The organism is Thermococcus sp. LS2 (assembly GCF_012027375.1).
Lineage (GTDB): Archaea > Methanobacteriota_B > Thermococci > Thermococcales > Thermococcaceae > Thermococcus_B.
In genome coordinates this window covers 32,768-53,102 of the sequence record NZ_SNUI01000005.1, presented here as the reverse complement: position 1 = coordinate 53,102, position 20,335 = coordinate 32,768, and the positions used below count along the sequence as shown (strand labels likewise).

The window sequence follows — 20,335 nt, the reverse complement described above, 5'->3', positions numbered from 1 at the left end:
GTGATAATATGAAAAAGCTTCCCCTAATCCTCATGGCAATACTGGTGCTCCTCTTGGCTCTCATTCCTTTATTTAGACAACAGAATTCAGTCAGACAACAAGAGGAATATTCTGGTGGAGACAAAATAATTATCGTCTATGACAACAAAGCATTGAGCGGCTTTAAAAGCGCATGGGGCTTTGCTGCTGTTGTTAGATTCAAAAACTATACAATTCTTTTTGATACCGGTGGCGATGGTGAAATTCTGCTGGGCAACATAAAGAAGCTTGACATTGACCCAAAGTCAATCCAATACGTTTTTCTGTCTCACATCCATGGAGATCACACAGGTGGGCTGTGGGCGTTTTTAAGGGAGAATCCCAATGTGACGGTATTCCTCCCAAGTATCTTCCCAGATAGTTTTAAAGAGAAAGTCCGGAGCTTTGGGGCAAAAGTCGTTGAAATTGATGATCCGAAAGAAATTTTGAAGAATGTTTACTCCACTGGAGTAATGTCTCCAGTAGGAGAGCAGGCTCTCGTTTTGAAAACTTCAAAGGGTTTAGTTGTGGTAACTGGATGCTCTCATCCCGGAATAGTTAAGATCGTGGAGAGAGCAGAGAACATAACAGGAGAGAATGCCTTCTTAGTTGTTGGAGGTTTTCACTTATTTGGAGCATCAGAAAAGGAAGTTAGGGCAATAGCTACAAGCCTCAAAAAGCTGGGAGTTCAAAAAGTTATGCCTTGCCACTGTACAGGAAGCAAAGCAGAGCGCATTTTTGCGGAGGAGTTCGGGGTGGATTATGTAGGGTGTGGTGTTGGAAAGGTTATAAGCTGGTGATATTATGAGAAAGAAGTCCCTAACTTTATTTTCAGATGGGACTCTCTTTAGAAGAGAAAACACCCTGTATTTTGAAAACGCCCAAGGAAAAAGGCCTTTGGCTGTTGAAGGCATCTATGACATCTACATTTATGGAAAAGTCACTATAACCTCCCAGGCTCTCCACTTTTTAGCCCAGAAGGGAATAGCTGTTCACTTCTTCAACCACTATGGTTATTATGACGGCTCATTTTATCCCAGAGAAAGCCTCCACTCTGGTGATTTAGTAATAAAGCAGGCTGAGCACTATCTCAATAAAGAGAAACGCCTAAGATTGGCAAGTCTCTTTGTTAAAGGTGCTGCAAAGAACATGGAGCGCAACTTGAAGCGCTGGGGAGTTAATGCTTCATTTGATGAGCTTTTGGAGGAGCTTGAAGATACCAGGAAAATAACTGATATCATGAATGTTGAGGCAAGAATAAGGCAGGAGTATTATGCTTTATGGGATGAGACTCTTCCAGATGGTTTCAAGATTGTGAAAAGAACGAGGAGACCTCCTCAAAATGAAATGAATGCCTTAATAAGCTTCTTAAACTCAAGGCTTTATCCCGCTATAATAAGTGAGCTCTACAACACCCAGCTGACGCCAACGATAAGCTATCTGCATGAGCCGAGCGAGAGGAGGTTTTCTCTTGCTTTGGACTTAAGTGAAATATTCAAGCCGATAATAGCTGATCGCATAGCTAACCGCTTGGTGAAGCAAGGCGTAATTAAGAAGAAGCACTTTAGGGATGACTTAAACGGCGTCCTACTTAACGATGAGGGCAAAAAGATTGTCCTAAAAGCTTTCAATGAGGAGATGCAGAAGAGCGTGAAGCATCCAAGGCTTAAGAAAAATGTAACCAAGCAGAGGCTGATTAGACTGGAGGCTTATAAGCTGATAAGATATCTTGTTGGGCTCGAGGAGTATAATCCATTGGTGGCGTGGTTTTAGATTATGTCCTCCAGCGGATTCTTCTCTACCCCCAAATTTTCTCTTTTTGGCTTTGAGCGAAGCTTGTAAATTATTACTGAATCTTCATCTTCGTCTATCAGATTAAGAAGGCCCTCTTTTATGCGCTCAAACTCTGCTAAGGTAATTTCGCCCTCAAAAACACTGTTCTGAACCCAATGCAAATATTGACGCAGGAACTTTTTGACTTTATTTACTCTCGAGACATTAACATCATAGACAATGACCACATACATGGCACATCATAATGGGTTTGGCTTCACTCCATTTAATCTTTTTGAAAATTTTTCGATCCTTGCTGACGTTCTAGTTTTTGAAATTTTTGGGTTCTAATATGGTTTGATGTCAAAATGGAGGCTTGAGAACGTGTTGGAAGGCTTTAGTAATTGATTGTTATTAAATTACATTGTGTTACAAGTTTTTGGCAATTTTATAACATTTTAAATGTGCACATTTGGAATGGAAGCTTCTTGAGGCTTCTTTAGTGTGTTCTCCTCCTGAAAATTTGACTATTTTGGATTTAAAAACTTTGTTAGTTAGATTTTTGTATTTTAACACCTAAAAAGCCGTTGGAGAGGTTTTGAACATTGCTGAACATCCTTAAAAATATGGAAAAATAACCGTGAATTAATTTAATGGAGTGATAATAGTGTATTAACTGGAGGTTTGTTTGGGTTTTGTTATTGACCCTTTGGGGAAAAGCTTTTATAATTCAAGTGTTTTTATAGTTTTATTGGGAAATAGGACAAAATTGCGCCCTGTTCCAATAAGACTTTAGAAGAATTGAAAGAGAAAAGATAAAGTCCTCAAAGAAGCTGGGAAGGAAGTTCCAATAAGACTTTAGAAGAATTGAAAGCCCTTCCATTTGTTGGAATAAGCTCGCGGAGCGTGCCAGTTCCAATAAGACTTTAGAAGAATTGAAAGGTTCCCCTTCAGCCTGTAAAAACCCTAGATGCCTAGCGTTCCAATAAGACTTTAGAAGAATTGAAAGCGGATTGCCCAAACATCGTTAATTGGATCAACACGGCGTTCCAATAAGACTTTAGAAGAATTGAAAGTGAGTGCCTACGGAAACTCAACCAAAGAAGCCGTTGGTTCCAATAAGACTTTAGAAGAATTGAAAGATTGACATCAAGGCTTACGTGCAAGACGGCACGATAGTTCCAATAAGACTTTAGAAGAATTGAAAGTAAGACGCTCCTTAATATCCTCGAAAGTCTTAACCGCGTTCCAATAAGACTTTAGAAGAATTGAAAGACAAGTTGGATAGGTTTGAGGACGAGACAGCATGCAGTTCCAATAAGACTTTAGAAGAATTGAAAGACAATTGCCCCAAAAGTTGATGTTCTCAGAGGTTTTGGTTCCAATAAGACTTTAGAAGAATTGAAAGGCCCAAAAGAGTGCCCCTGATACTGTCCCCTCATCGTGTTCCAATAAGACTTTAGAAGAATTGAAAGATATAGTTTTTCGGATAGCCCGCTTTAGGGCTATCCGGTTCCAATAAGACTTTAGAAGAATTGAAAGTAGGCTTAACAACAGGTGGTTTTATAACATGGGGTGTTCCAATAAGACTTTAGAAGAATTGAAAGCATCATCTTTGGAACACCTCTGTTTGTTCCATTTCTGGGTTCCAATAAGACTTTAGAAGAATTGAAAGTAGTCTGATTGCTGAAAACGCTCCAGTAGAACAACTAAGTTCCAATAAGACTTTAGAAGAATTGAAAGCCTCACAATAATTCATACAACCTCTTCAGTATCCAAGTTCCAATAAGACTTTAGAAGAATTGAAAGAAGAGACTATACGAATTAGCCGAGCCAGTGGTTGAAGTTCCAATAAGACTTTAGAAGAATTGAAAGTTCACTTTTTCACACCTCCAAAAAAGAAAAAGAAAAGTTCCAATAAGACTTTAGAAGAATTGAAAGACTGTAGATATTGGGTTTTCTGGTTCTCTAACCTCATGTTCCAATAAGACTTTAGAAGAATTGAAAGGGTTATAATCAACGTCTTTAAATAGTTCTAATAGTGTGGTTCCAATAAGACTCTAAGAGAATTGAAAGCCAAGAAGCATGAGGTGTGGGAACTTGCCGGGGAAGGTTCAAATAAGACTTTAAAAGAATTGAAAGACATTAAGAGAATTGGGATTATTGCTAGGACTCTCCACGTTTTAATAAGGCTCTACTCCCTAGCAAATGCTCACCAAAGTCAATAATCACTTTTGTCCCCTCAACATTTAAAAACACATGAGGTTAGGATATTTTAGGTAAACCTAAATTCTGGGGTGATTGCATGGAAGCAGTGAGGGCAGAGAATGTCAGCATTTACTATGATGGCTACACAGCTGTGGAAAACTTAACTTTTAAACTCGAAGAGGGTGAAACCTTACTTCTCCTAGGCCCAAACGGTGCTGGCAAGACAACACTTCTTAGAACATTAGCTGGATTTCACAGAGAGTATACAGGTGAACTCTTGATATTTGGAAAGCATCCGCTGGAAGCTAAAGATCTCATATCCTATGTCCCTCAAAGCCATTATCTGAATGAAAGAGTTCCCTTAACAGCTCTTGAAGTCGTTGCAATGGGAGGAATCTACAAGAGAAGTTTTGTCCACTTCAAAATCCCAAAGAAAATCTTGAAGTCTGCAGAAGAAGCTCTGGAATTCGTTGGATTAAAGCACATAAAAAACAAACTCTTCAAAGAGCTGAGTGGTGGGCAAAAGCAGAGGGTTCTGCTTGCAAGAGCTCTCATATCAAACCCAAAGCTCCTCCTTTTAGATGAGCCTCTCTCAGCCTTAGACCCAAGCGCAAGAGTGGAGGTTGCCAACGTCTTGGGAAAGATAAAGAAGGAAAAAGACATTACAATGATAATCACAACTCACGACGTCAATCCTCTAACCGAGATTGGGGATAAGATAATGCTTCTAAACAGGCAGCTTGTGGCATTTGGAACACCAGAAGAAGTGCTGAGAGATGAGGTAATAAGCAGAGTTTATGGACCGCTCTCAAAAGCTGTGAGGATCGGCAACAGACTGTACTGCATCATCGGAGATGTACACATCCATAGGGGTGAGCGGAGATGATTCCCGAGTACCTCTTGAGAGCTCTTCTTGCAAGTATAATGATAAGCGTCCTCCTTGGCATGCTCAGCCCTTTAATCAACATAAAAGGCTTGGCTTTCCTAACTCATGCAACCTTTCACTCTCTTCTCTTTGGAGCAGTCTTGGGGATGATTTTGGGACTTTTAATAGGGAATATCAACATTATAATCTGGATTGCTCTGATTGTGACAGTTATCGTTGTTATCATAATAGCAGAAATTGAAAACAGAGGATTTACAAGTGATACAGCAATTGGAATAATTTCTAGCTTCGTTGCAGGGGCAACAGTTCTGGGCTTTGGGATCCTCTACAAAGTCATGGCATCAAGGCCATATTTTGCACTCTCAGAAAGCATAGTTTCCTACTTGACGGGAGAGGTCTTCTTGATAACAATCAGCGATTTAGAAATGCTAATTTTTGGCGGTTTTCTGCTTTTCCTAGTGATGCTTTTCCTCTACAGAGATTTTCTCTACGTTAGCTTTGACCCAGAAGGAGTTGAAAGCTACGGAGGAAACGTTAGAGCTTATCTAATGATTCTCTACATAATTGTAGGTGCAATTGGAGCTTTGATAGTCAAAACCGTTGGCTTAATAACGCTCCAAGTTGTTGCCGTCCTTCCTGGAGCAATTGCGATGATGCTCAGCGATGATTTGAGAAAGATAGTGGGTATAAGCCTCTTTCTGACGCTCTGCATTGAAATTCTTTCCATATTCTTAGCATACGCAACCAACATACCTCCAAGCGGAATAGCAACTATTTTATTGGGCATAATCTATGGGACATTAGTCTTCAAGAAGTGAGGTGTCAAAAATGAAGCTTGGAGGCATTGATGAAGCCGGGAGAGGTCCAGTTATAGGCCCCTTAGTCATAGCGGCAGTTGTAGTTGATGAAAAAAACTTGAGCAAGCTTGAGGCTCTTGGAGTTAGGGACTCAAAGAAACTGACACCAAAGAGAAGAGAAAAGCTGTTCAATGAAATAATTGCACTTTTAGATGATTATGTAATTATTGAGCTAAGCCCGGAGCAGATAGATGGAAGAGAGGGGACAATGAATGAGTTCGAGGTTGAGAACTTCATAAAAGCCCTTAACTCTTTAAAGGTGAAGCCCGATATAGTCTACATTGATGCCGCTGATGTAAAAGAAGAGCGTTTTGGCGAAGTAATTGGCAAGAGGCTGAACTTTTCTCCAAAAATAATAGCCGAGCATAAAGCCGATGCCAAATACCTTCCAGTTTCTGCTGCATCAATTCTGGCTAAAGTTACGAGGGATAGAGCCATTGAGAAGCTCAAAGAGCAGTATGGTGAAATTGGCTCTGGTTATCCGAGCGACCCAAGGACGAGAAAGTTCCTTGAGGAATATTACAAAGAACACGGGGAATTTCCTCCAATAGTTAGGAGAAGCTGGAAAACTTTAAAGAAAATTGAAGAAAATCTCAAGGCTCAGACTCAGAAGAAGAAAGGCCAGCTAAATCTCCTTGATTTTCTGAAGTAAATTCTTGAGGTTCTTTCTCTTCGGCTTTAGCTTTCGTCGTTTTTTGAATAAACTTCTTTTGAATTAACCGGGCAATTGGGCTTCTTATAATCCTCCAAATCCAGCTCCAATAAAACTTGAGGGACTCCTCGAAGTATTCCCACTTTATCAGTTCATATGCCATGACCCCGAGGGTCACTGCTCCAGCTGGTACTAGGGGCGTTGCATAGAAGCTAAACTGCGTTTTTCCTCCAAGAACCCATTGGAGAGCATAGAATGCAATTGTTGACCAAAAGATGCCAAAAGGAATTAAGATTTTTCCCCGTTTTTTGGTAGCGTAAGGAATTGCGAAGATGAAGACGATCATTGAGAGCATTAGAATCGGATCAGTTACTGCAAAAACATCTGGATTGTAGTGGAATGGAAATGGCTTTAGGCTTATGAACCACTGCCAGAAAGGTGAATTTGCTGGATGCTCACCTTTAAAGCTCAAATGCCATGAAAAGCTCGCTATAAACTCTTCAACCCATCTCTGGAAGCCGATTGCCATTATTATTGGAATTTCTGGAATTAAGAAAGCAATTCCTGGGAGCACAAAGAGAATCAAGAGATATCTCTTAAGGTTCATCCTATCTTTTAGGGCTTTTATCGCTAAAATAGGATAAGGAAATGCACCGTTGAGCTTTGTTGCTGCAGCTAAGCCAATTGAAATACCACTTAAAGGATAATCGTCAACAATCATCACATACATAAAAATTGCAGTGAATAGGGCGACATAGATGTCAAGCATCGCTGCCAAGCTCGTTGCATACAAGAGCGGGTCAAATGCTGAAAATATCAGTGCAATGAACGCTGCCAAGTAGCTTCTCGTAATTTTCAACGCGGCAAAAAATACGAGGAGATTAATTATTACGTGAGCAATTAAGCCAGGTAAGCGCCAGAATATTGGCTTGTCTTGAATTAACATGCCCAGCATTATGAGGTCTTTTGCCAAAAATGGATGTTCAGTGTTGAGATAGTTCTGAATGTTCTCCTTGTCTGGATACCAGAACCCCGGAATTACATCAACGCCTTCAATGCTTTTCACGTCCTTTACAAATGCATCAAAGTGCTCTTTTGGAATCTCATAGTATACAGCTGGAAAATTTGTATAGGGCATGTATTTTGTGTAGTTGTATTTTTGAGCAATCTGCCAAACTTTAATTTTCATAAGATCAACGTTGTAGTCTTTGGAGAAATTGAATGGAATGTACTCAACCTTTATCCCAAGTTTTGAAACAAAATCTGGAACTTTTAGATGTTCAGCTGCAGTATAAGTTCTTAGGATCGTAAATCTCCAAAAAGAAACCTTTACTTCTCCCTTAACTTCAGGTTCAGTGAGAAATATTATATTAACGCCTTCACTTCCGGTAGTTTCATTGATGTAATGCACATCAATCCCTAACCGATGTAAGACATTTCGAGAAGCAGAAACGTACCAGACTTCATCACCGATGTAGTCGTATAAACCCTCGCTTGAAGCTTGTTTATAAGTGTAGTAAAATGTTCCAACAATGATAAGAGCGAGCAGTGCAAAGTAGAGCTTTTCTCTTCTCTTCATTTCTTCTCCCATCTTTTCTTTTCTTCTTTGCTTTAAACCTTTTCGCAAAAATTTAAAAGAATTCCTCCTAAGGAAATAGCGGTGAGAGAATGGAGGAGTACATTGAACTTGCAGTTGAGATGATAAAGAAAGGGTTTGATGAGAGAAAGATTAGGGCGAGACTTCCAAGAGAGAATGCTGACGAGATAATTGAGATAGCGAGAGCTAGGATTAGAGCTAAGGATAAATTTTCGAGAACAGATTTATGGATGGATTTAGAGGGACTGAGGTATGCTACTCATGAGGTAGTTGCTGAATACAGAGCTGAGAGGGTTAAGCCAGAGAGCATAGCCGATGTGAGCTGTGGGATTGGGATACAGCTTATATTTTTCGCCAAATATGCAAGGGAAGCTTATGCAATTGATATTGATGAGAGGAAGCTGTTTTATGCAATGAAAAATGCGGAGAAGTATGGTGTTAAAGAGAAGATAAAATTCATCCATGGAGATTCTTTGAGTGAGGACGTTATAAAGCAAGTGAATGCAGATGTAATATTCTCTGACCCTGCTCGTCCACCAGAAATGCCTGAAAGGAGGCTGGAGGATTTACTTCCAAGTCCTCTCGAGATTTATGAAGCTTACAAACATAAAACAGATGCATTCATATTTGACTTACCTCCCCAAATTAGGCGAGAAAAAGTTCCTTGGAAAGGTGAATTTGAGTATATTGACTTATATGGACAGCTGAACAGATTGACATTTTACTTTGAACCTCTGGCAAAAGCTGAACGCTCAGCAGTTCTTTTGCCAAAGGGGGTTAGGCTTGAAAGCAATCCTAACCTTGAAAACATCATTGAGTGGAGCGAGCCTAAAAAATACCTCTATGAGATTCCCCAGAGCGTTGATTATGCCGATTTAATAAACGAGCTATTCCATGCAGTTAAAGGAAACCTCTATATGCTACTGAGAGAGAAAAGAAGAGTATTAGCAACCAGCGATGATGAAATCAAAAGCGAGTATTTCAAAAGGGCTTATGTCATTGCTGGAATCGTTAAGTTTCACCCTCTCAGAATTAATGAATTCTTGAGGAAAGAAGGGTTTGGAAGAGCAACACTTAGAATTTCGATACCTGATAGTGAATACTGGCGCTTTAGAAGAAAAGTTGAGAATAACTTGAAGGGTGAAAGGAGGGCATATGTGTTCCAATATAAGGACAAAGCCATAATTGCTGAAGCAATTGGGTAGCTTTGTGAAATCCCTTTTAAGACTTTAAGACCTTTTAAGGAAAAAAGACTAGAGAGCTCTCTTTGCAAACTGCTTGTAATAATGGAAGAGATCAAGAGCCCATTTCCTAGCTTTTGGATCATAGCTGACTAAATCCATTGTCATATCGTACCTACCATCGGGGAATAACAAACCAAATGAAAGTACCGAATCTGTAACTGTGAATGAAACTCTAGGGTTCCATTTTAAAGTATAAATGCGCATGTTTGGAAGCTCTTTTAGGGCTTTCACTTCCTTTGGGTCAAGCATTTTGAGAAGCATTTCGAAGGTTTTCTCTGGCAATACTGCTTCAATATCTGCCTTTTTAAAAGCTAACTCCAAAAACGCTTTTGAGTAGTCCTCAAACACAACTGAGGAAATTGCCCTAACCCATTTTGCATTTCTAAGGAGTTCCAGATACACTTCATGGGGAGATTTCAGCTCATCAGGAGAAGCAATTATAAGCTTAGAGTTTCTAAGGTCCCCAATTGTTCTGAGGAATTCTTCTGGAACAGACTTAACATCATGAGTTAGCCAGAAGCTCTCAAATTTAGCTATGGAATCAAATGAATCAATGATGTTCTTAAGTTGAATGTAGATTAGGTATCCAACGTTTGTGAGTCCATATTCTTTTGTGTCTTCGTTTTGATGCACTATATTTTTGCTCTCTAATGATTTTAGAGCGTGGAGTATTGAAGAAGGTGTTGATTTTAACTCGGCTTGAAGATCTTTCAAGATTTTAGGGCTAGTCCCCAATGACAAAATTAGTTTGCGCCGTAAGTCTGAACTCATTATGAACTTCAATAAATTTTCAGCGTTCATTATTATCCCTCGCTTTTTATTTTCACGAGCTTATTTAATACTTTTTCATCTTCTATAACAACTAATTAATAAAATTTCGGATAGGGTAATAAAATAGAACTTAAGATTTCTCAATAAGGCACAAATAATGGATAAAATATCCCAATCATTCATCTAAAGTTACCTCACTAATTTTAGCGTTTCTTATCTTCTTTGAACCAATTCTAAGGGCTTTAAAATAGTTTATGTGATCCTCTGGAAGAAAGCTGTCAAGCTTAGTTGGTCGAAGGCGCTTCTTTTTAATGGTTTTTGTACCCTTTTCCTTGCTTATTTTTACTGATGATGTAATGAATTCATCAAGTTTTTTGTCCATCCCCTCACCCGAAGAAATTGAAGATTTCACTTATATAGGTTTTTTGATAAATACTAAAACCCATGTACAGGATGGGGATATCGAAAGTAACAAGAATGGACATAGTTTTTGCAGATGAAAGTGTAATAAACAGTATTCCATGATATAAAACCTTGTGAAATGGTACCGAGCAAAATTTTGAAACGATTTTCAGAGAAACTCTTTTAATTGGGCATGCTGTCTAACAAAAGATAGTAACCATAAAAATGGGGGATTAAAATGTGCGGAATTATTGGATACATCGGTGAAAGAAAAGCTTGTCATGTCATCGTTGATGGTCTTAAAAGGCTGGAGTACAGAGGTTATGATTCTGTTGGAGTTGTAACAGAAGAGGATGGAAAGCTGCATATCCAGAAAGGCGCTGGAAAAATTGATGAGCTCAAAGAGAAGCTTAACCTCCTTGAAATGCCTGGAAAAAGAGGCATTGGGCACACAAGATGGGCAACGCACGGAATTCCAAATGATGCCAATGCTCATCCTCACACTGATTGTACCGGAGAGATAGCTATTGTCCATAATGGTATAATTGAAAACTACCTCGAGCTTAAAGAAGAGCTTCTTCAAAAAGGGCATAAATTTAAGAGTGATACTGATACTGAGGTCATTGCTCATTTGATAGAAGATGCTCTGAAGGATTTTAAGAACTTTGAAGATGCCCTTAGATATGCACTTCTCAAACTTAAAGGCTCTTTTGCGCTTGGAATAATTTATACAAAGGATAAGGAGCATCTCTACTTTGTGAGAAATGAGAGCCCTCTTGTTCTTGGTGTTGGAGAAGGTGAGATGTTTGCTGCTTCAGACATTCCAGCATTTCTCCCATATACTAACAAAGCCGTATTTCTTGATGACGGTGAATATGCAATTGTAACCAAAAATTCATTTGTTGTTAAAGACCTAAAAACGGGGGAGATTAAAGATAAAAAAGTCCACGAAATTGATTGGACACTAGAAATGGCAGAAAAACAAGGATTTCCGCACTTCATGCTCAAAGAGATTCATGAACAGCCAAAGGCAATAAAGGAAGCGATATATGGGAATGCTGAAATAATAAACAAGATTGCTAAAGAAATCGCAAATTACGAGAAAATATTCATTGTTGCCATGGGGACTTCGTATCATGCTGGAATTGTGGGCAAGTATCTTTTCCAAAGACTTGCAAAGAAAGTTGCAGTGGTTGAAGATGCAAGTGAATTCAGATATGAGTTTGAAGATCTAGTTGATGAAAACACACTTGTCATAGCAATTACACAAAGTGGAGAGACTGCTGACACTTTGGCAGCAATAAAGCTAGCTAAAAAGAAAGGTGCAAAAGTTCTGAGCATAGTGAACGTTGTGGGTAGCATGGCAACAAGAATCAGCGACCTTGTTCTTTACACTCATGCAGGGCCAGAAATAGGCGTTGCTGCTACAAAGACTTATACAACGCAATTAACAGTCTTGACGATGCTTGCAATTGCTTTGGCTAGGCAACTCAAAACATCTGATGAAGAATACCTTAGAAAACTCGAAGCTCAGCTGTATGAAATGCCAAAGTACGTTGAAGCCGCTTTAGGTTATGAAAATAAGATAAAAGCACTTGCTGAGGAACTTAAAGAGAAAAGGGACTTTTTCTACATAGGGAGGAGCATAAGCCTTGCCACTGCACTTGAAGGCGCTCTTAAGCTTAAGGAGATAAGCTACATACATGCGGAAGGGCTCTCAGCTGGAGAGCTGAAGCACGGCCCATTGGCTTTAATTGAAGAAGGTGTTCCAGTTGTAGCAGTTGCTCCAAGTGGGAAAACATTTGAGAAAATGATATCAAACATTCAAGAGGCTAAGGCTAGAGGAGCTTTAATCATAAGCCTCGGGGACAACGAAGAGTTAGAAAAAGTAAGTGATGTCTGGATAAAGATGCCTAAAGTTGATGAAGTTTTGAGTCCTATAGTTTATATAGTTCCGTTGCAATTATTAGCATATCATTTAGCTGTCTTGAGAGGCAATGATCCAGATAAGCCGAGAAATCTGGCAAAATCTGTAACAGTCGAATGAGGTGGTTTGAATGGTGAAGACAAAAACCAAGAAAAAAGTAGAGGAAAAATCTGAATCATCTTCTTTTAATTTTGCTAAAATTAGGAGATATGCGTTCCCAATTTTGGCACTGCTTGTGGCGGTCATAGGCTTCAAGATTAGATACCAAACAGCAAGCTACAAGTATTTCATAGATCCAGATACATTTTACCACTTTGAAATTTACAAGCTCACGATAAAGGAATGGATACCAAAATATTATATGATGGCAGATGCTCCATTTGGGGCTAAGATAGCTGAGCCCCTCGGACTTTACATCTTACCTGCCATACTCTACAAGATTCTCTCAGTGTTTGGATACAGTGAAATAGCAGTGTTTAAGCTCTGGCCTCCGTTGGTAGGATTTTTCAGCATTATCGCAATCTATTTACTCGGAAAGAAGTTCCACTCAGACTGGGCTGGGTTGTGGGCTGCTGCAGTCATGATGTTCTCAACGGCTCACTTCGTCAGAACATTTTCAGGGAACAACAGAGGTGATGGGCCATTCTTAATGCTGTTCTTGTATGCAGTGCTTTCACTGTTTATATATCTCGAAACGAAGGACAAGAAAAAATACATCTGGGGCGCACTTTTTATAGTGCTTTCAGTAGTTTCCCTAAGCGTCTGGAATGGTTCGCCGTTTGGTTTAATGGTTTTCCTTGGCTTTGCAAGTGTTTACGCGATTCTGCTGTTCATTTTTGGAAAGATTGAAAATCTCAAAGAGTTCATCAGGGACTTCTACCCAGCATATTTTGCAGTGCTTGTCTTAGGATACCTCTTGACTTTCCCAGACATAATTCAGGTTAGGAGTTTTATCAGGTTCGCATTTGAGGTTTTCGTCGCTCTCGTGGTATTAACTTTGATAATGCTCTATGGAGAGAAATTTAAGCTCAATTATTCTGACAAAAAGCACAGATTTGCAGTAGTGGCAATGATAATTCTCATAGGATTTGCAGGGGCTTATGCCTATGTAGGTCCAAAGCTCTTCAAGCTCATGAGCGGTGCGTATCAATCAACTCAAGTTTATGAGACAGTGCAGGAGCTGGCAAAGACGACGTGGAGTGATGTCTCAAAGTATTATGCAGTAAAGTCTTCTGATGGGATAATATTCCTCCTTTCACTGCTCGGCATTGCAACAGTACTGTTCCGCTTCTTAAACAGCCTATTCAAGAATGGGGAAGTTAGTGAGAAGCAGCTGTTTGTGCTAATTTACTATGCAATGTCTCTATATTTAATGTGGACTGCAGTAAGGTTCTTGTTCTTGGCTTCGGGTGCTGTCATTTTAGTATTTGGAATACTAATCGGAGAGCTGTTTAGCTTTGTTGAGAACATGAAAGAAAAAGCGTCCACAAAAGCTTTGTACGCAGTACTTCTGATAATTCTGTTTATTCCAATCCCCATAGCTGGTGCCACCACGATGAACTCTCAAGCAAAGGCAATGGCAAAAGCAGGCTCAGTAACTCCATCATGGGAAGAAGTACTTAAGTGGCTCAACCAGAACACACCAAAGCTTTCAACTGCTACTTCATGGTGGGATTATGGATATTGGATTGAGAGCTCTCTACTAGGAAACAGAAGGTCCCCGGCAGATGGAGGTCATGCAAGGGATAGAGATTACATACTGGCGAGATTCCTTGCAAATGATGGAACAAAGAGTGAAGTTGATTTTGAGAGCTGGGAGCTTAACTATTTCATAGTCTGGACATATGACTATGCAAAGTTCAACGCAATAAGCTATCTTGGTGGGGCAATAAGCAGAAAGGAAAGAGATAATCTTGCAATGATCTTGCCTTTCCAGAAGTATGGAGACAATCTCTATGCTCTAAGCCAGAACCAGCTCATAAGAGTGCTTGAAGAAAATGGTAAAAAGAGAGTTGTAATCCAGATTGGAAATCAGCAGCTTGAGCCTATACAGACGATATTTGTCCAGACAGGGGAAGTTATCAAAGGACAAGGAACGTATCCTGGAGTTGTGTGGATATTCCCCAACTATGCAATCTTAACGTATCAAAAAGTTGCCTTCAGCAACTTCTTCAGGATGGCGTTTTTAGGCGGGAATGGAGTTCCAAACTTCCAGCTTGTTAAGTCAACAGGGGATATCAATGTGTATGAGTTCCACCCATTCATAGTGTATAGGATAGACATATACAAAAACGGAACGTGGACTCCGATACAGAAGCTTGAACCCGGAGAATATAAAGCCAAACTCTACATCTCAGCATTTGGCAGGGATGTAAAGGATGCAACAATAAAGCTCAGAGCATACAAAGATGGAAAGCTGATAGCTGATGAAACAATAGCAACCAACGTTAACATAGACCACCTCAACGAAAAGCCAATTGAGGTAACATTGAGTGTTCCAAATGCAACTAAATACGAGCTTGTGCTCATTCAAAAAGGTCCAGTTGGAGTATTAGCTGATATTCCAACGCTGAATGGGGAACCCGTCAAGCCCACATATGTTGTAAAAGAAGGCCAGAGCGGAAAGCTCAAGCTCACAGCTGAATTTGATAAAGATTATACAGTCAGCCTATACTTGAGAGCCACAATAATATATTTGGTCAGAACACAAGGAACAAGCAATGAAGACGAAAATGCGGCATTTGAGCCCCACATGGACATCATAAAGTACGTTCCGGTAAAAGAAGGGATCTCAGTTAAAGCTGGTGTGAACACAATAACGGCAGATGTAGAGATGCCCCAGGTCTTTGCTCAGTACATAGAACAGCTCAAGCAGAAATACGGAGCAGATAAAGTGATTGTCAGAGGAAAGAGAATTGAACCAGTGTTTATAGCAGACAAGGAGTATGTCATTTATAAGCAAGGTTAGCCCTTGTCTCTCACTATTTTTATGTCGTCTAGACTTTTTAGTTTTGATCTTTGAACTGTTTCTTCAATTTTTGTCTCAATTTCTTCTCTTGGTTTTAGAATTAGGCATTCCACTTGGGAAAACCCCAGCTTTTTAAGTGCATAAGCTCTGTGGTGGCCATCAAGGATATAATACTTCCCCCGATGCTCCAACACTATGATGGGAGCATCATAGCCATGCTTAATCTCTTGTAGAACAACCAGTAGCTTCGCTTCACTGAGTTCTTTCTGGGTTGGTATCAGAATATCAAGCGGAAGATATTTATGATCTATGTTGAACTTAACACCATAGATGAGTTCATTCTCCCGTTTGAGGTGCCTTGCTCTTTCAAATGCCTTCTCCCTTGTTATCAAAATGATTTCTTCTTTCTCTGTCACTTTTTAACTCCCCTAACAGCTATGAAGGCTCCAATACTCTTCAAGTTTTTGTTAAATTTCTGGTCAACTTTCTCCGCAATTCCAATAAATGGAAAGAACGATGGGAAAAATATAATACCTCTGCTCTCTACATTATCAAATCCTGCATTTGTTAAGAGTGTTTCTAATTCTTTTGGAGTGTAGAACCTTGCATATCTGTATGCCGTTTCAACAAACAAGCTTTTAAATCGTTTGAAAAGGAACCATAAACTTCTTCCATTCATAGTTCCAATGACAACTTCTCCTCCCGGCTTTAATACTCGATGTATCTCATTTAGAACTTTTTCAGGTTCATAGATAAACTCGAACATTGTAACGCTTAATACCAAATCAAAGACTTCTTTTTTGAATGGCAAGTTATATGCATCAGCTCGAATGAAAAGAACATTTGGGATCTTGGCTTTGGCAATTCTGAGCATCTCTTGACTCAGGTCAACTCCGATCACATCAAAGCCCCTTTTATAGAGTTCAATAGTGTAGTTTCCAGTGCCGCAGCCCAAATCTAGTGCTCGTCCTCTTTTCGTTTTAATCATGGAGAAAATAAGCCTTTTCTCTGTTCTATCCACGTACTGGCCAACTTTCGTTTGATACCATGTATCGTAGCGGTGAGCAATTTTGTCGAAGTATTGGGTCATCTTAAATCCCAAGCTTGCTTTCTATTGTGATGGGTTTATCTGCTCTGTCGTCAATTTTCACACTTATTACCACCCTTTTTGCCCCAGCTTTGAAAATTGCTTCATGGCATCTTTTAATCAGTTTAAGAATTGAATCGATCTCGCCTTCTACCACGGTTCCCATTGGGCAGACCATGTATTTTAACCCACTCTTTCTTATCTCCTCCATCACTGGTTCAAGGTACTTCCCAACGCTTGGAGTCTCTGTTCCAAGGGGAAAGAGGCAAATCTCTGCAACAGCCATCAGCCACCACCAGCTGGAGGGAATAAGTGGATTACATCATCTTCCTTCAGCTCGGTATCCCAGAGCTTCAAGTGAACAATGTTATGTCCATTCACAAGTATCATGCCGTTGACATCCCCGTCTTCGTCAATCAGCTCTTTCTTAATTCCTGGAAACATTTCATCAAGCTTGTCCAGAAGTTCCCCTACAGTTCTTACTCCACTGATTTCAATCTCCTTCTTTCCAGTCAATTCTCTCAATGTGGCATAAAACTTCACCTTCATTAAGACTCACCAAAATCAAGTTTTAGAGTTTGGAAATAAAGATTTTTCTCTCACTCGTGCTCTTTTCTCTTTTTCTCTTTGTTGCGGATATAATCCAATAGTGGCCTAATCCTTTCCCAAACTTCCTCAATTCCTCCATGGCCATTAATTTGGACGTAGATTCCTTGTTTTTTGTAGAACTTAATTATCGGTCGCATATTTCTTATATAAATGTCATATCGCTTTGCAACGATTTCTGGCTTGTCATCGGACCTCTGGACAATTTCACCTCCACATATATCGCATTTGTTGGGAACTTTTGGTGGCTTATATTTGATATGATACACAGCTCCGCATCTGTTGCATATCCTTCTTCCGCTAATCCGTTCAATGCTTTCCTCCTTTGAGATAAATATGTCAATGGCAACATCGAGCCTAATTCCATGGTCATAAAGGTAATTTTCTAAAGCCAAAACCTGCTCTGCTGTCCTTGGATAGCCATCAATTATGAAGTTGTTTCTTGTTTTCCTCAATCTTGAGAGAACAAGGGTGTTAACAACGATATCAGGAATTAAATCACCTCTTGCCAAGTATTTTCCCATCTCTTTCCCAAGCGTAGTCCCTTTCTGTATCTCTGTCCTAATTATGTCTCCCGAGGATATGTATTCTAAGTTGTATCTTTCCACTATTTTTCTTGAATGTGTGGATTTTCCGCTTCCGGGGGGCCCAAAAATCAAGATATTCATGTAGGTCACCGATAGTGATTTATAACTCCAAAGCATAAAAAGAATGTGGTGGTGAGCATGCCCCGTCTCCTAACTGGTTTTGTTAGAGCAGCTGGTTATGCAAACAAAGTGAGGAAAGTTCTATTTGCCATTACGAGGGGGAAAGTTAATCCAGAAGAAGTTGTGAGAGCTGCGGCAGAGCTTAATCAGTATCTCTTCAACAAGTTCCAAGATATGGGTGTGAAAAAGGAAGACGTCGTGAGAATTGAGGCAGAGTTTGAAATTAAAGACGGAAAAATTGAATGGAACTATGACAGCTTGAAGGTTGAGGTGTACAAGAAGGAAGAGGAAGAGAAACTCGCAGAAGCTATGCGCGAGGTAGAAGAGAGCGAGAAAGCCCTCGAGCTTGTAATTGAAGAACTGAGTAAGCTGTCAGAAAAGCTGAGAGAGTTAAGTGACGAGATTTCCCAACTTGTCGAGAAAATTAAGCAAGAGCACACAACATTAAAGCTTGAATTCGAAAAGGAAGAGGAAAGCTAAATCCTCAGATTATCAAGGAATATGTTAACATAAACAATGACGTGTGAGGTTAGATAGCTCTTTCTACCAATGCTAACTTTTTCCGCAATGCTCTCAAGAAAAGCTTCATCCTCCTTAGTTAATCCAATGTGATCTCCGAGAACAAATGCAACGTTTCCTTTAAAGTTAATCTCAGTTATTGGTTTGCCCTCTTCGTGAAGATAGTAGAGCTTCGCAGTCTTAATAGTCTTTCTCACAATGTCCTCAAAGGTTAAATTGCTGATGTAAATTCCAGGCAAGACCTGATGCTCTTTGCTGGGCTCCTTTATTTCCTCGCCAGCTTTTAGTGCTTTAATTATCAGTTTTGCAATGCTCCTCTCATCTGGATTTATTGTCTTGGGTCTAATCTCGCTACCTTCGAATCGAATGGTTTTAGGCGGATTCGGTGGACCATTTAAGTTTAGCCAAACCCTAACATTTTTGCGAAAGCCGTGGGAGAGCAGAAAAGCGGAGTTAATGCTTCGGCAGAGTAAATCAACTCGGCCGCTTGTCCCTGGTAAATCTTTCAGACTGAAATCCGCTTTTGTATGAGCATGGTTTGCTTTGATGATGAAAATCCTCATTGTCATCAAAATTAAAATAGAAAGAGAGTTTTAAAAATCACTCGAGAGCTTCGAGGAGCTTCTCGAGGAACATTTTCTCTGGGTAAGCACCCTCAAACTCAACTTTGTCAACGCCATCAACTTGGATGACTATCTTTGGAACTGCCATGACCCTGTACTGATCAGCCCACTCGGGGTATTCAATAGCCTCAACCATGTCGCCGAGTATTTTGCTCTTTCCAGCCAATGCGTTCTCAATAGCGAACTTATGGGCCATTCTAACTGCCATTGGACAGTATGGGCAGGTTGGTGTTACAAAGACTAGTATTCTGACATCTTTGTCAATACCCCTAAGCGTCTCCTTTGTATCTGGCATCAAGTCAGTTGTACCATTTGATACGTCAACTATATCTTCGAGGAATGATCCAAACTCATGTCCAGCTGGGAGTCCAAAGTATCTAACTCCAAAATCCTTTCCATCTTGAGTGATCACTGTAGCTGGAGCTCTGTCAACCCTGTATTTCTCTGCAAGTTCCTTTTCAGTATCAAAGTCGTGTATTTCGTAGCTGACTAAATCGCTTAGCTCGCTAATCTCTTGAACAAGCTGTTTAAGCTGATCACAGTATTGGCAGTGTTCTTTACCGACGAACACGATGAGCTTGACTGGGTTAGTTAGTTTTGAAAAGAACTCCTCTCTAATAACTTTCTTGTCTCCATCGCTTATCAATCCCATTCCAAGCACCTCCAATCTTTAAGCTAAAGGTTTATAACCTTTAGAGTGCAACATTCTAACAAAGTTTGCAAATTTAAAGTTGTCAACCAAAGGTTGGATGCACACTATATAAGCTTTACGCTACAAATTTGAGTAGGTGGGGGACATGTCTGAACCGGATATATTTTACATTCTGGGAAATAAGGTGAGAAGAGATTTACTTAGTCATTTAACTTGTACTGAATGTTATTTCAGCTTGTTGAGCAATAAAGTTAGTGTTTCATCAACAGCAGTATCAAAGCATCTCAAGATTATGGAAAGAGAGGGACTTCTAAAATCCTATGAGAAAGAAGGAAAGTTCATTGGTCCAGTGAGAAAATATTACAAGATTACACTATCCAACACCTATGTTGTTACTGTTACTCCAAATTTGTTCTGGTATAAGGGGATTAAATTAGAAGAGAAGCCAAATCTTAGAAAATTTGAAATCAATCTCGAGAATCTTGATCCTTCTCCCGATACATTGCAGTCCATGGTCATTAATCTCATCGATGCCAATAAAGAGTTGGAGAATCTTTTAGAGGCCCTTAGAGCACTTGAAAGCTATAGAGACATGCTCGTGAAAAACATAAAAGAGCGTTATTTAGAAGAAATCGGAGACATGACCCAATTGGCAATACTTCACTATTTGCTGCTCTATGGGGAAGCTACAATTGAAGACCTCAGTGATCGCTTAAATCTCAAAGAGAGAGAAGTTATCAAAAAAGCTGAAGAGTTAAACAAGTTTGTACCGTTAATAATAAAAGATGACGTTATTAAGATAGATAAGGAAAAGCTCAGAAAAATGCTGAAATAGTAG

Annotated in this window: 21 protein-coding genes and 1 CRISPR repeat array; of the genes, 10 read left to right on the top strand and 11 right to left on the bottom strand. The window is 39.7% G+C overall.

Features of this window, described 5'->3' with window-relative positions; translation table 11 throughout:
• The first annotated feature begins 8 nt into the window (after positions 1–8).
• Both E3E24_RS07795 and cas1b read left to right on the top strand, forming a co-directional pair.
• On the top strand, positions 9–818 hold the full coding sequence (locus tag E3E24_RS07795) for an MBL fold metallo-hydrolase (protein WP_167886768.1): 810 nt from the start codon (positions 9–11) through the stop codon (positions 816–818).
• 4 nt (positions 819–822) lie between these two features.
• Positions 823–1,791, top strand: a complete 969-nt coding sequence (cas1b, locus tag E3E24_RS07790) for a type I-B CRISPR-associated endonuclease Cas1b (protein WP_167886769.1) — start codon at positions 823–825, stop codon at positions 1,789–1,791.
• On the opposite strand, the gene cas2 is transcribed toward cas1b, so the two are convergent.
• Complete coding sequence (gene cas2, locus E3E24_RS07785) at positions 1,788–2,045, bottom strand: CRISPR-associated endonuclease Cas2 (RefSeq protein WP_167886770.1); 258 nt, start codon at positions 2,043–2,045, stop codon at positions 1,788–1,790. The two genes, cas1b and cas2, sit on opposite strands and share 4 nt — an antisense overlap.
• Positions 2,046–2,569: 524 nt before the next feature.
• Positions 2,570–3,933: direct repeats of the CRISPR family, unit length 30 nt; unit sequence GTTCCAATAAGACTTTAGAAGAATTGAAAG.
• A 163-nt stretch (positions 3,934–4,096) separates the two neighbouring features.
• Between cas2 and E3E24_RS07780 the strand changes: the two genes are divergently transcribed.
• The 3 genes from E3E24_RS07780 to rnhB are packed head-to-tail and all read left to right on the top strand — an operon-like array spanning position 4,097 to position 6,394.
• Positions 4,097–4,885 carry a metal ABC transporter ATP-binding protein gene (locus E3E24_RS07780; protein WP_167886771.1) on the top strand — a complete coding sequence of 263 codons (789 nt, stop codon included), beginning with the start codon at positions 4,097–4,099 and terminating at the stop codon, positions 4,883–4,885.
• Positions 4,882–5,703, top strand: coding sequence for a metal ABC transporter permease (locus E3E24_RS07775; protein WP_167886772.1), 822 nt, complete (start codon positions 4,882–4,884; stop codon positions 5,701–5,703). Before E3E24_RS07780 ends, E3E24_RS07775 begins: the two co-directional genes overlap by 4 nt.
• Before the next feature lie 10 nt (positions 5,704–5,713).
• Positions 5,714–6,394 (top strand): ribonuclease HII, encoded by a 681-nt coding sequence (gene rnhB, locus E3E24_RS07770; protein WP_167886773.1) that lies wholly within the window; start codon positions 5,714–5,716, stop codon positions 6,392–6,394.
• Here rnhB and E3E24_RS07765 read toward each other — a convergent pair.
• Entirely contained in the window at positions 6,336–7,985 is a 1,650-nt protein-coding gene (locus E3E24_RS07765) for a dolichyl-phosphate-mannose--protein mannosyltransferase (protein WP_167915844.1), read from the bottom strand. The two genes, rnhB and E3E24_RS07765, sit on opposite strands and share 59 nt — an antisense overlap.
• Positions 7,986–8,062: 77 nt before the next feature.
• Between E3E24_RS07765 and E3E24_RS07760 the strand changes: the two genes are divergently transcribed.
• On the top strand, positions 8,063–9,196 hold the full coding sequence (locus E3E24_RS07760) for a methyltransferase domain-containing protein (protein ID WP_167886775.1): 1,134 nt from the start codon (positions 8,063–8,065) through the stop codon (positions 9,194–9,196).
• A 48-nt stretch (positions 9,197–9,244) separates the two neighbouring features.
• Here E3E24_RS07760 and E3E24_RS13075 read toward each other — a convergent pair whose 3' ends face one another.
• Together E3E24_RS13075 and E3E24_RS07750 are read right to left on the bottom strand one after the other, a co-directional pair.
• The gene (locus tag E3E24_RS13075; protein WP_167886776.1) at positions 9,245–9,868 is read right to left on the bottom strand and encodes a transcriptional regulator FilR1 domain-containing protein; all 624 of its coding nucleotides are present in this window, start codon (positions 9,866–9,868) and stop codon (positions 9,245–9,247) included.
• Positions 9,869–10,181: 313 nt separating this feature from the next.
• Complete coding sequence (locus E3E24_RS07750) at positions 10,182–10,388, bottom strand: PCNA-inhibitor (RefSeq protein ID WP_167886777.1); 207 nt, start codon at positions 10,386–10,388, stop codon at positions 10,182–10,184.
• Positions 10,389–10,646: 258 nt separating this feature from the next.
• On the opposite strand from E3E24_RS07750, the gene glmS reads away from it, so the two are divergent.
• Positions 10,647–12,455, top strand: coding sequence for a glutamine--fructose-6-phosphate transaminase (isomerizing) (glmS, locus tag E3E24_RS07745; protein WP_167886778.1), 1,809 nt, complete (start codon positions 10,647–10,649; stop codon positions 12,453–12,455).
• 10 nt (positions 12,456–12,465) lie between these two features.
• Positions 12,466–15,303: an STT3 domain-containing protein gene (locus tag E3E24_RS07740; protein ID WP_167886779.1), complete on the top strand. Its 2,838-nt coding sequence runs from the start codon at positions 12,466–12,468 to the stop codon at positions 15,301–15,303.
• On the opposite strand, the gene E3E24_RS07735 is transcribed toward E3E24_RS07740, so the two are convergent.
• The 5 genes from E3E24_RS07735 to E3E24_RS07715 are packed head-to-tail and all read right to left on the bottom strand — an operon-like array spanning position 15,300 to position 17,664.
• Complete coding sequence (locus tag E3E24_RS07735; RefSeq protein ID WP_167886780.1) at positions 15,300–15,719, bottom strand: ParB/RepB/Spo0J family partition protein; 420 nt, start codon at positions 15,717–15,719, stop codon at positions 15,300–15,302. The genes E3E24_RS07740 and E3E24_RS07735 overlap by 4 nt on opposite strands.
• Positions 15,716–16,393: a class I SAM-dependent methyltransferase gene (locus tag E3E24_RS07730; RefSeq protein ID WP_167886781.1), complete on the bottom strand. Its 678-nt coding sequence runs from the start codon at positions 16,391–16,393 to the stop codon at positions 15,716–15,718. The genes E3E24_RS07735 and E3E24_RS07730 overlap by 4 nt, the downstream gene beginning before the upstream one ends.
• Before the next feature lies 1 nt (position 16,394).
• A complete protein-coding gene (locus E3E24_RS07725) occupies positions 16,395–16,676 on the bottom strand; it encodes an MTH1187 family thiamine-binding protein (RefSeq protein ID WP_167886782.1) in 282 nt (93 codons plus the stop codon).
• Positions 16,676–16,939, bottom strand: a complete 264-nt coding sequence (locus E3E24_RS07720) for a ubiquitin-like small modifier protein 1 (RefSeq protein ID WP_167886783.1) — start codon at positions 16,937–16,939, stop codon at positions 16,676–16,678. The genes E3E24_RS07725 and E3E24_RS07720 overlap by 1 nt, the downstream gene beginning before the upstream one ends.
• Before the next feature lie 50 nt (positions 16,940–16,989).
• Positions 16,990–17,664, bottom strand: a complete 675-nt coding sequence (locus tag E3E24_RS07715) for an adenylate kinase (RefSeq protein WP_167915842.1) — start codon at positions 17,662–17,664, stop codon at positions 16,990–16,992.
• A gap of 57 nt (positions 17,665–17,721) precedes the next feature.
• Here E3E24_RS07715 and E3E24_RS07710 point away from each other — a divergent pair, with 57 nt between their 5' ends.
• Complete coding sequence (locus E3E24_RS07710; RefSeq protein WP_167886785.1) at positions 17,722–18,183, top strand: single- stranded DNA-binding family protein; 462 nt, start codon at positions 17,722–17,724, stop codon at positions 18,181–18,183.
• Here E3E24_RS07710 and trmY read toward each other — a convergent pair.
• Together trmY and E3E24_RS07700 are read right to left on the bottom strand one after the other, a co-directional pair.
• Entirely contained in the window at positions 18,180–18,785 is a 606-nt protein-coding gene (trmY, locus tag E3E24_RS07705) for a tRNA (pseudouridine(54)-N(1))-methyltransferase TrmY (RefSeq protein WP_167915857.1), read from the bottom strand. The genes E3E24_RS07710 and trmY overlap by 4 nt on opposite strands.
• Positions 18,786–18,822: 37 nt before the next feature.
• The gene (locus tag E3E24_RS07700; protein ID WP_167915841.1) at positions 18,823–19,497 is read right to left on the bottom strand and encodes a thioredoxin family protein; all 675 of its coding nucleotides are present in this window, start codon (positions 19,495–19,497) and stop codon (positions 18,823–18,825) included.
• A gap of 145 nt (positions 19,498–19,642) precedes the next feature.
• On the opposite strand from E3E24_RS07700, the gene E3E24_RS07695 reads away from it, so the two are divergent.
• The gene (locus E3E24_RS07695) at positions 19,643–20,332 is read left to right on the top strand and encodes an ArsR family transcriptional regulator (RefSeq protein WP_167886786.1); all 690 of its coding nucleotides are present in this window, start codon (positions 19,643–19,645) and stop codon (positions 20,330–20,332) included.
• Positions 20,333–20,335 lie beyond the last annotated feature (3 nt).

Coding starts and splice junctions, on each gene's coding strand:
- E3E24_RS07750 (WP_167886777.1), bottom strand. CDS start 10,388: ATGGACAAAAAACTTGATGAATTCATTACATCATCAGTAAAAATAAGC.
- trmY (WP_167915857.1), bottom strand. CDS start 18,785: ATGAGGATTTTCATCATCAAAGCAAACCATGCTCATACAAAAGCGGAT.
- E3E24_RS07795 (WP_167886768.1), top strand. CDS start 9: ATGAAAAAGCTTCCCCTAATCCTCATGGCAATACTGGTGCTCCTCTTG.
- E3E24_RS07700 (WP_167915841.1), bottom strand. CDS start 19,497: ATGGGATTGATAAGCGATGGAGACAAGAAAGTTATTAGAGAGGAGTTC.
- cas1b (WP_167886769.1), top strand. CDS start 823: ATGAGAAAGAAGTCCCTAACTTTATTTTCAGATGGGACTCTCTTTAGA.
- E3E24_RS07730 (WP_167886781.1), bottom strand. CDS start 16,393: ATGACCCAATACTTCGACAAAATTGCTCACCGCTACGATACATGGTAT.
- E3E24_RS07775 (WP_167886772.1), top strand. CDS start 4,882: ATGATTCCCGAGTACCTCTTGAGAGCTCTTCTTGCAAGTATAATGATA.
- E3E24_RS07710 (WP_167886785.1), top strand. CDS start 17,722: ATGCCCCGTCTCCTAACTGGTTTTGTTAGAGCAGCTGGTTATGCAAAC.
- E3E24_RS07740 (WP_167886779.1), top strand. CDS start 12,466: ATGGTGAAGACAAAAACCAAGAAAAAAGTAGAGGAAAAATCTGAATCA.
- glmS (WP_167886778.1), top strand. CDS start 10,647: ATGTGCGGAATTATTGGATACATCGGTGAAAGAAAAGCTTGTCATGTC.
- E3E24_RS07720 (WP_167886783.1), bottom strand. CDS start 16,939: ATGAAGGTGAAGTTTTATGCCACATTGAGAGAATTGACTGGAAAGAAG.
- E3E24_RS07725 (WP_167886782.1), bottom strand. CDS start 16,676: ATGGCTGTTGCAGAGATTTGCCTCTTTCCCCTTGGAACAGAGACTCCA.
- rnhB (WP_167886773.1), top strand. CDS start 5,714: ATGAAGCTTGGAGGCATTGATGAAGCCGGGAGAGGTCCAGTTATAGGC.
- E3E24_RS07760 (WP_167886775.1), top strand. CDS start 8,063: ATGGAGGAGTACATTGAACTTGCAGTTGAGATGATAAAGAAAGGGTTT.
- E3E24_RS07695 (WP_167886786.1), top strand. CDS start 19,643: ATGTCTGAACCGGATATATTTTACATTCTGGGAAATAAGGTGAGAAGA.
- cas2 (WP_167886770.1), bottom strand. CDS start 2,045: ATGTATGTGGTCATTGTCTATGATGTTAATGTCTCGAGAGTAAATAAA.
- E3E24_RS07780 (WP_167886771.1), top strand. CDS start 4,097: ATGGAAGCAGTGAGGGCAGAGAATGTCAGCATTTACTATGATGGCTAC.
- E3E24_RS07765 (WP_167915844.1), bottom strand. CDS start 7,985: ATGGGAGAAGAAATGAAGAGAAGAGAAAAGCTCTACTTTGCACTGCTC.
- E3E24_RS07715 (WP_167915842.1), bottom strand. CDS start 17,664: ATGAATATCTTGATTTTTGGGCCCCCCGGAAGCGGAAAATCCACACAT.